This is a genomic window from Azonexus fungiphilus (assembly GCF_003634965.1).
Classification (GTDB): Bacteria; Pseudomonadota; Gammaproteobacteria; order Burkholderiales; family Rhodocyclaceae; genus Azonexus; species Azonexus fungiphilus.
Genome location: NZ_RBXP01000006.1, coordinates 19,274 through 27,705 on the forward strand (window position 1 = coordinate 19,274; position 8,432 = coordinate 27,705).

General features: G+C 61.1%; 8 protein-coding genes. 6 read left to right on the forward strand and 2 right to left on the reverse strand.

Going from position 1 to position 8,432, the window contains the following annotated elements; all coding sequences use genetic code 11:
* Positions 1-147 precede the first annotated feature (147 nt).
* Positions 148-1,581: a sensor histidine kinase gene (locus tag DFR40_RS02655; protein WP_121456954.1), complete on the forward strand. Its 1,434-nt coding sequence runs from the start codon at positions 148-150 to the stop codon at positions 1,579-1,581.
* On the opposite strand, the gene DFR40_RS02660 is transcribed toward DFR40_RS02655, so the two are convergent.
* Both DFR40_RS02660 and creD read right to left on the reverse strand, forming a co-directional pair.
* The gene (locus DFR40_RS02660) at positions 1,547-2,836 is read right to left on the reverse strand and encodes a glycoside hydrolase family 3 N-terminal domain-containing protein (protein WP_121456955.1); all 1,290 of its coding nucleotides are present in this window, start codon (positions 2,834-2,836) and stop codon (positions 1,547-1,549) included. The two genes, DFR40_RS02655 and DFR40_RS02660, sit on opposite strands and share 35 nt — an antisense overlap.
* Positions 2,836-4,152, reverse strand: coding sequence for a cell envelope integrity protein CreD (creD, locus tag DFR40_RS02665; protein WP_121456956.1), 1,317 nt, complete (start codon positions 4,150-4,152; stop codon positions 2,836-2,838). Before creD ends, DFR40_RS02660 begins: the two co-directional genes overlap by 1 nt.
* A gap of 386 nt (positions 4,153-4,538) precedes the next feature.
* Between creD and DFR40_RS16885 the strand changes: the two genes are divergently transcribed.
* The 5 genes from DFR40_RS16885 to DFR40_RS16895 all read left to right on the forward strand — a co-directional run bounded on the left by DFR40_RS16885 (position 4,539) and on the right by DFR40_RS16895 (position 7,770).
* On the forward strand, positions 4,539-4,919 hold the full coding sequence (locus DFR40_RS16885) for a hypothetical protein (protein WP_147431275.1): 381 nt from the start codon (positions 4,539-4,541) through the stop codon (positions 4,917-4,919).
* A gap of 74 nt (positions 4,920-4,993) precedes the next feature.
* Positions 4,994-5,476, forward strand: coding sequence for a DUF695 domain-containing protein (locus tag DFR40_RS02670; protein WP_121456957.1), 483 nt, complete (start codon positions 4,994-4,996; stop codon positions 5,474-5,476).
* Between the two features lie 94 nt (positions 5,477-5,570).
* Entirely contained in the window at positions 5,571-5,882 is a 312-nt protein-coding gene (locus tag DFR40_RS16890) for a hypothetical protein (RefSeq protein WP_147431276.1), read from the forward strand.
* Between the two features lie 188 nt (positions 5,883-6,070).
* On the forward strand, positions 6,071-6,865 hold the full coding sequence (locus DFR40_RS02675; protein ID WP_121456958.1) for a DUF1444 domain-containing protein: 795 nt from the start codon (positions 6,071-6,073) through the stop codon (positions 6,863-6,865).
* 464 nt (positions 6,866-7,329) lie between these two features.
* Positions 7,330-7,770: a hypothetical protein gene (locus tag DFR40_RS16895; protein WP_147431277.1), complete on the forward strand. Its 441-nt coding sequence runs from the start codon at positions 7,330-7,332 to the stop codon at positions 7,768-7,770.
* The last annotated feature ends 662 nt before the right edge of the window (positions 7,771-8,432 follow it).

Sequence of the window (8,432 nt, forward strand, 5' to 3'; positions counted from 1 at the left end):
CATTGATCCGGCATGCCCCGCCCGTGGCTCGCCGAAGCGCCGGGGCAGCTTGCCAGCGCGTGGGCGCCGCGTGCTATGCTGAGCCGCAGCTGACGCGACTGCCCGCGCTCGCGTCCGGACTGCCGTCAATCGTTGCCGAGGTGTCGCATGGATGAGCGGATACGCAAGCTGATCGAACAATCCTTCCCGGCAGCCGCCGGGCGTCCGCCCGCCGTCGCCGACGGCCTGGCGCAACTTGAACAGGGCGGGGCGATGGCCGGCGAAACGCTGGCGGCGCTGCTGGCGCTGACCCTCGAGCGCCACCAGGCGGTGGTCGCCGAGAGCGCCCGCCAGGCCGCCGAGCGGCTCGAGTCGGAGGCGCAGACGGAGAACCTGCTGCAGTTGCTGGGGACCATCCTCGAATCTTCCGACGAAGGCATCCTGGCGCTCGACGTCGACGACCGCATCATCCGCTTCAATTCGCGGCTGGTCAGCCTGTTCCGGATTCCCGACGAGGTCATCGCCTTCTGGCGGCACGAGGAAGTGATGGCCGCGCTGCTGGCCCAGCTGGCGGAACCGCAGGCCTTTTGCGACAGCCTGGCGCGCCTGTGCAACGCGCCCGACGCCACCTGGCGGGAAACCCTGGAGTGCCTCGACGGCCGCGTCATCGAATGGCGCTCGCAGCCGCAACCGGCGGTCTGGGCGGGCGTCAAGCGGGTGGTCAGTTTTCTCGACGTGAGCGAGCGCTTCCATTCGGAGACCCACCGTCGCCTGCTCGAACGCAAGCTCGACGAAACCCAGGGGCGCCTGCTGCAGGCGGAAAAGCTGGCGGCGATCTTCCAGCTGTCGGCCGGGCTGGCGCACGAGATCAGCAATCCGATCGGCTTCGTCCAGTCCAACCTGGAAATCCTGCGCCGCTACATCGACGGCATGCTCGGCCTGCTCGACCTGCACCAGCGCAGCGAGCGCGAGTTGCCGGCCGCTTCGCCGGCGCTGGCGGAAATCGCCGCCGCCCGCCAGGCGCTGGATTTCGATTTCCTGCGCGAGGATGTGGTCGATCTGCTCGACGAATCGCTCAAGGGCACACGCAGGCTGGCCACCATGGTCGCCAGCCTGCGTGTGCTGGCGCATGCCCAGGACAGCGGCGTCAGCCGTGTCGACCTGCAGTCGATGCTGGAGTCGGCATGGGCGCGCATCTCGCCGCTCGCCGGCGAGCGGATCCGCTTCCTGCCGGCTTACGGCGATGCGCTCGAACTCGATTGCCGGCCGTCGGAACTGGGCGAGGTCTTCAAGAACCTGCTGACCAATGCCGTCGAGGCGATCGACGGCGGCGGCAGCGTCGGCATCCGCACCGGCGTCGGCGGCAACGAGGCCTGGGTCGATATCGTCGATACCGGTCGCGGCATCGCCCCGGAAAACCAGTCGCGCATCTTCGATCCCTTCTTCACCACCAAGCCGCCCGGTGCTGGCATGGGCCTGGGCCTGTCGGTCGCCTACGCGATCGTCTCGATCCACGGCGGGACGATCAGTGCCTTCAGCCAGCCGGGCAAGGGCAGCCGTTTTCGCGTCACGTTGCCGCTGCGCCAGCCGGCGGTCGGCTAAGCGCCTGCAGCCGGCGGCCGCCCGCGGCCAGCCGGGCCGGCGCAATGCGGCCCTGTTCCAGCGCCTGCGCCGCCGCGAAGATCGCCCGGTAGACCTGGCGCGGGTCGTAGCTGACCAGCACCAGGTCGACGCCGGCATTGAGCGCTTCGCTGGCGACCTTGCCGATGCCCTGGCTGTACACCGCGCCCATGTTCAGATCGTCGGTGACCAGCACGCCGTCGTAGCCCCATTCATTGCGCAACAGACGGACGACGGCCGGCGAGTGCGAGGCGGCGCGGTAGGGGTCGAGCGCCTCCAGCGTCACGTGGCCGAGCATCAGTGCGCTGCCGGCGTGGCCGGCCAGGCTGCGGAAGGGCAGCCAGTCGGTGGCCAGTTCGGCCGGCGTTTCGCTCAACCGGGCCGGGTGCAGGTGCGTGTCACGGTCGACCCGCCCCAGTCCGGGAAAATGCTTCAGCGTGCCACGCACGCCGCTGGCGGCGAGGCCGTCGAGATAGCCGGCGGCAACTTCGGTGACGCCTTCCGGATCGCTGCCGATGGCGCGCGCCGGGATGTCGCTGAACATGTCGCCGGCAGGCTGGTCGGCCGGGCGCAGGTCGACCACCGGGCCGAAGTTGAGCGTCACACCCAGCCCGGCCAGCGCGCCGCCCTGGCGTGCGCCGTAGGCCTGCGCGGCGATGCCGGGATCGGGCTGGTCGACGACGCCGGCCAGTGGCGGCAGGCGTTCGAGCAGCGGTGACAGGTGATTGACCCGGCCGCCTTCCTGATCGGCAGCGACGATCAGCGGCGGCAAACCGGCCTGCGCACGTACCGCCTGCAGGCCGGCGATTTCGTCGCGCACCTCGGCCAGACTGCGCCCGCGCACGTTGCGCCGGCCGATGTAGATGCCGCCGATCAAGCCCTTGGCAGCCAGTTCGCGGACTTCCTCGACATCGGTGTAGCCGACGATGAAATGTTGGCCGACTGTGCGCATCGCCGGCCCGGCGGCGAGCACCGCTTCACGCTGCAAGCGGTAGTCGACCGCCTGCCAGACTAGCAGCAGCGTGACGCCGACCAGCAGCACCCGGGCGAGGCCCGGCAGCCGCCGCCAGCAGAGCAGGCCGAGCAGCGGCAGGCCCCAGAGCAGCGCGCTTTCGCCGTGGCGCAGGCTGAACAGCAGCGGGTGCTGGTAATGCCAGGCCGAGGGCAGCAGCGCCAGCGGCCAGGCATTCGCCGCCAGCGTCGCCGCGCCGCGAGCGAACGCGGTACCGGCCGGCATCAGGCGTCCTCCGCCTTGCGGCCGAGGCCGTACCAGTCGAGTCGGCGGGTCGCCAGCATGGTCGCGCCGAGCGCCGCGAAGAGCAGCAGGCTGCCCATCAGCAGCGCGTTGTCTTCCGAGCGCAGCACGCCGAAGAGCACGCCATAAAGCCCACTCAGCCCGGCGCCGAAGGCCGCACCCTGGCGCCAGCCGCCGAGCGCGCCGGCCAGGTACCAGCCGATCAGCACGATGCAGGCCGCCGCCGACAGGCCGTAGGCGGTGGCGAAGGGCATGTGTTCGGAGAAGGCGATCAGCAGCAGGAAGAAGATCGCCAGCGCGAGCCCGACCAGCAGGTATTGCAGCGGATGGATCGGCGCCCGGCGCAGGATCTCGGTGAGGAAGAAGCCGGCGAAGGTCAGCACGATGAACAGCACGCCGTACTTCACCGCGCGCTCCGACTGCAGATAGACATTGACCGGGTTGATGAAGTCGATCGCCAGCGCCTCGCCGCTGTTCGGGTTCAGTGCGTTGTCGAAATTGCGGGCGAGGTGGGAGACCTCCCAGCGGGCGTTGAAACCGTCGGCGCCGACGCTGCGCTCGCGCGGCAGGAAGCGGCCGCCGAAATTCGGGTGCGGCCAGGCCGACTTCAGCGCGATGCGGTTGCTCTCGCCGACCGGCGCGATGGCCAGGCGCGTGGTGCCGGTCAGGTGCAGCGGAAAGGCCAGCGAGAAATCGTAGGGCTTGCCCGCCTCGATGCGCCCGAGGGCCACGGTCAACGGCTGCAAAGGCATGATTTCCGGATCGACCTTGCTGCTGGCGAAACGGTGGCGCTGGCCGTTGATCGTCACCTCCGGATCGCTGGCCACGCCGCGCGGATCGGAGAGGCCGACGACCAGCGTCGCCTGCAGGTCGAGCAGCTCGGCATCGCCGCTCGGCGGCGGCGCGTTGAAGCGGAAGCGACCGGCGACCTGGCTGTCGAGGTGGAACAGCCGCGCCTGGTAAATGCCGCGCTGGCGCGTCTCCACCTTCACGTCGCCCTCGATGCTCAGCGACTCCGGCGCCACCAGCCGCCGGTGCTCGACCACCCGCGTGCTCTCGGTGACCTTGCCGGTCTCCGGCACCACCCGCGTCTCGCGCAGGCGCTCGCGGTAGCGTAGCACGACGATCGGCCCGATCAGCGTCTGCGCCCCGGCCGAACTCTCGGCAATGTTCTGCTGCACCTCGTGCTGCCGCTGGCTACGCTCGCGAATCTGCCCCTCGATCAGCGCCAGCGGTATCAGCAGAAGGATCGACATCGTGACGATGGCGACGATCTTGTAAAGCAGTTTCCTGTCCATGATTGACTCCCTGGTTGAATGACGGGAGCGAGTCTGGACGGGGTGAGTGAGGTGGTTATGAGGGTTTGTGAAGTGGGGGTGAAGTGGGAGGCTACCGCAAGGGGACGTCAGTCAGCCTCCGGCCAAGATCGGACCAAGGAAAAAGCGCCTTGAAGCTGTGATTGGCAATCTATCTCAGTACATGACATTCAAGTTCTTTGCTGGCAGAATTCTCATGCTATTGAACATGCGCCGCGTATGACCGCCATCTATTCTCGTAGATATTTTCAAGAAACTGCCAAATGCCTCAATTGGCAAGCCTTTCTGAGTGATGCCTTTTCCAGAATATACGGCACAACAGCAGCTTATACGGCAATAACGCCGTCTACTTCACGTTGGGCGTCTCGATGAGCAGCCTTTCCGCATCCGACGTCGCAGCACTTGTTGCCGAATCGTTGGCGCGTCATCGCCATGTTTCGGTGGCGTCCGGCACCACGGTTGGCGTACCGTGGTCTGCCGAGAACGAGGCTGAGTACGTTGAACTTCTGCGGCAATCTCTTGTGCCGCCGCGACTCGAATCGTTTGTCCTCTCCGAAACCTATGCGCAAGTTCAGGCCACGGCGAAAGATCATGCCGCGTATTGGGTGGTCGCGGAGCGTGGTGGGTACGTTGAATGGTATGACCCCGCCAAGAACGAGTTTGGCCTTGGGCAAGCTTCCCTTGATGGGGCTGGCTTGGTGTCAATTGGAGTCCGAGGCGATCTAGTCGGGGTGTTTTGTGCAATGTAGACGCCCAACCCATCATTCCACCGGACCTGCGCAAAAAGCCGCGCAGGCCGGTGAATTCAAACGTTAGCCGTCACATGAAGCGTCTACTTTCGCTTGCCGCTCTTATGCTTTGCAGTGCTTCCGCCATGCCGGAAGAAGTTATCTCTTGGGCAACTGCCGTTTCGAAGCAAGAAGGCACTGGTCGAGAAATCGTGTTCCGGTACGCCAAAGATTTTCGTGAAGGCTTCCAACGATCCGCTTTCCCCGATCGTGTCATTCTCGTTTGGAAGTACAAGTCCGAGTCGGGGATGCCACTCCCAACGGAACGTGAGGCGATGGACCGAATGGAAGACCTTCTTGAACCGCTCGTAGAAAAGTCCGGAACGAGCGTGCTTGCGCTCGTCTCAACCGGGGAGAACCTCCGCGAATGGATCTTCTATGCCAAGACTGAACAAGAGTTTCTCGCGGCACTAAACAAGGCACTTACTGGCCAACCGCGCTTCCCTATAGAAATTCATGCTGGCCGAGATTCACAGTGGTCATCCTATGAGCGCTTCCGAAAGGGAGTGCGCGAGTGAAGGTGCCGGCTAACCCTACAGTCGAGCGGACCTGCGCGAAAAGCCGCGCAGGCCGCTCACTTCCACGTTGGGCGTGTCTGGGAAAGATGCATCAATGATCACGCGTACGGAAAAAGAAGAATACGCGCACCTTCTTCGCTACCTTGAATACACGCTGCATGAACTCCCTGCTGGTGTTCTCTATGATGCTAATGGCGCGAATGACAAGAAATGCGCAGAGTTGATGAAAGACACTTATCGCCTAGAAGAGTTAGCCGTAAAAATGGGGGTTGATCTCTCCGAGTTTGTAGCCACTTGTCGTTGGCACTATGAAAGATATCCTCACTATCTCGGGCGGCAAAAACACTTCGGCAGCTATGCCAACTATATGGAAAAACATCATGCCCCTTCAAAAAGAACGGCCTAACACTGCGGTCAAGGCCGCTCCCTCCGGTCGCTGGACGCTGCGCGATAAAGCGTCGCGCAGCGCCCCTTACCTACAACGTTATGTCGCATAGCCATCATCGCCACGCGCCAGTGAACGCCTGGACGTTGAACGTTCTTGTGCTTGCATTTCTATTCTTCTGTGGGGTTGGGCATGCCGCGGAGTGCAATTTGAGCTACCCGCAGTTGCGCGCCGAGGCTCTTGAACTTCTCCGGAGCAAATTTCCCGAACAGAAATTTGAGGTTGGGAGCGCGCCGGATGTAATCCGGATGGGCGACGCCGAGTTGGGGTTGCAGAATCTTCGGTCCAAGTTATGCGCGTCATCTTCTTTGAGCAAACCGCAAAGGCATGATGAACTGGTCGAGTACTTCGAGCGTATGGTGTCTTCGATCAAGAACTCGCAGTCAAACTTGTCGATGCCATGGGCTTTGGCCCGCGACAAAGTGAGAGTGCAATTCATGCACGCAGACTACCTCCGCCCGTTCGAGGGAAAGAGGGTGCTTGTCACGCGCCCCTTTATACCTGACGTTCACATAGCTGTCGTGGTGGATCAACCGACCGGGTACGTATATGTGCGCGAGGAAGACCGGGTCCGATGGAGGATCGGTGAGAAAGTGCTTTTTGAAACCGCGTTGAAGAACGTAGACGTCAACTACAAATCCGCACGACTTCAAGGAGGCGGAAAGCCCGATCCATTCTTGGCATCTGAAGAGAAGGATGGTTACGACGCTATTCGGCTTCTCTTACCCTGGGTGCGAAGCGAAGCTTCAAAGCACTTAGGCAATCCGTTCTTCGCCTCAATTTCGAATCGCGATTTCTTGATCATGTGGGGAATCGATAACAGCGCCTACTTTCAAGAACGCGCTAGGCAGAATATTGCGCTCGACTATGGTTCACAGCCCTATAAGCTCTCGCCCCTTGTGCTAAAAGTGTGGGCAGACGGGCGCGTTGAGGTCGCGAAGTAGGACTGCCGCGAAGATGCGACATAACATTCCAATCCACCGGACCTTCGGCAAGCTGTGCTTGCCTTCGTCCGGTGATTTTCAACGTTAGAGCAATGAATACCTATGTTCCTTGGCTGCTGTTATTGCTCACGATGGTGAGCCTCGTCATGACTCTTCGAGTAATGAACTTATTCAGTTACTTTTCCAAACACCCACGATTCTTCTGGTCGGCCGTCTACGGGGCGCGAGGAGAGTATTTTCATAACCAGTCCTCGCCAGAGATGAAGGACTATTTTCTGTTTAGGCACCAAACAGGAATCGCTTTGTTCTGGGTCGTAGTAACGCTCGCTCTCGCCAATGAAACGTATAAGTCATTCTTCGGTTGAAGCGGATATTGCTCTAACCCGCCGCTCCAGAGGGACGCTTCGCCGGCGAGCCGGCTACGCGCCCCTGAGCTAGCACGTTAGACCACTCGGTCCCCCCCCATGGAACCTAATCTCGCTACTCGAAAACCAATAAACGAACTCACCGTAGCCGACCTTGAGACATACCCTATCTGGGAGTTCGCTGACGATGAAGAAGGTGTCCCAGGGAGGGATGAAACCTGGGTTCGGCCCGTTGCTACTTGTGTGGTACCAAATAAGGCATTTTCGATAACGGTGGCAGCCGAAATCACTACGGCGTCAGGTCAAATGTATCCGGGCTTTGTTGGCTGTTCATCATTCAACGGCCTTGATGTAAATGCTGTTGGAATTTTAGTCAAAGGCAAGTACGTCGTCTTCCAGGTTCATTTGCTGTTACCCAGCCTCCGGGAGAGAGCTATTGCCAAGCTCGGTCTAACTGAAAACGAGGTCTTCCCTCTTCAATACGCGGTTCGTATCCCAGTAGAAGGCCAAGCAGGTATCGCTCAAGGAGTTATCTCGTAATGCAGGTACTTTTCACCCCAAGGTCTAACATTACGCTCCAGCCGACCGTCAAAAAGCTACGCTTTTTGCCATCGGCTGAGCTTGCACGTTAGCCATTCCCGAAAAAGCATGCCCGTTGTCCTTCTAAAACTCATTGCTACCATTTACGCAATCTTGGTATTAATAGGTGGGCTTCTCGCGGCCGACGACAGCTCGGTCCTTGGTTACCCTCAGCTGCTAGTCTTCGGAACTATCGTTGCCTCTATTGCGTTAGCACAGGGCATCCTCTCCCTGGCATACAGGTGGTATCCGACGTGGGTTCGAAACTATTGGAAACCAACGTTTGCCTTTTGCGTAATCGACTTTGTTGTCGGAACACTTATGGATGCCGCCATGCCGAGTGACTACAATCTGTTAACTCACGGTGTAGCTTGGCTGCTCAATACGGCTGTTATAGTGATTTTCTTAGCCCCTGCGTTCTACTTGAATTTCAAACTTGCATTTCGCCGCCATGGCTAACACTGCGCGCTCCCTCCGGTTGCTGGACGCTGCGCGATAAAGCGCCGCGCAGCGCCCCTTACCTTCAACGTTGGGCGTCTTAAAGGAGCCATGCGCTTTGCTGAACCTTGGTAATCCGTGCTGGAGGTTGTGCAAATGAAGAAGCGTCATTTCGACCGTTCAAG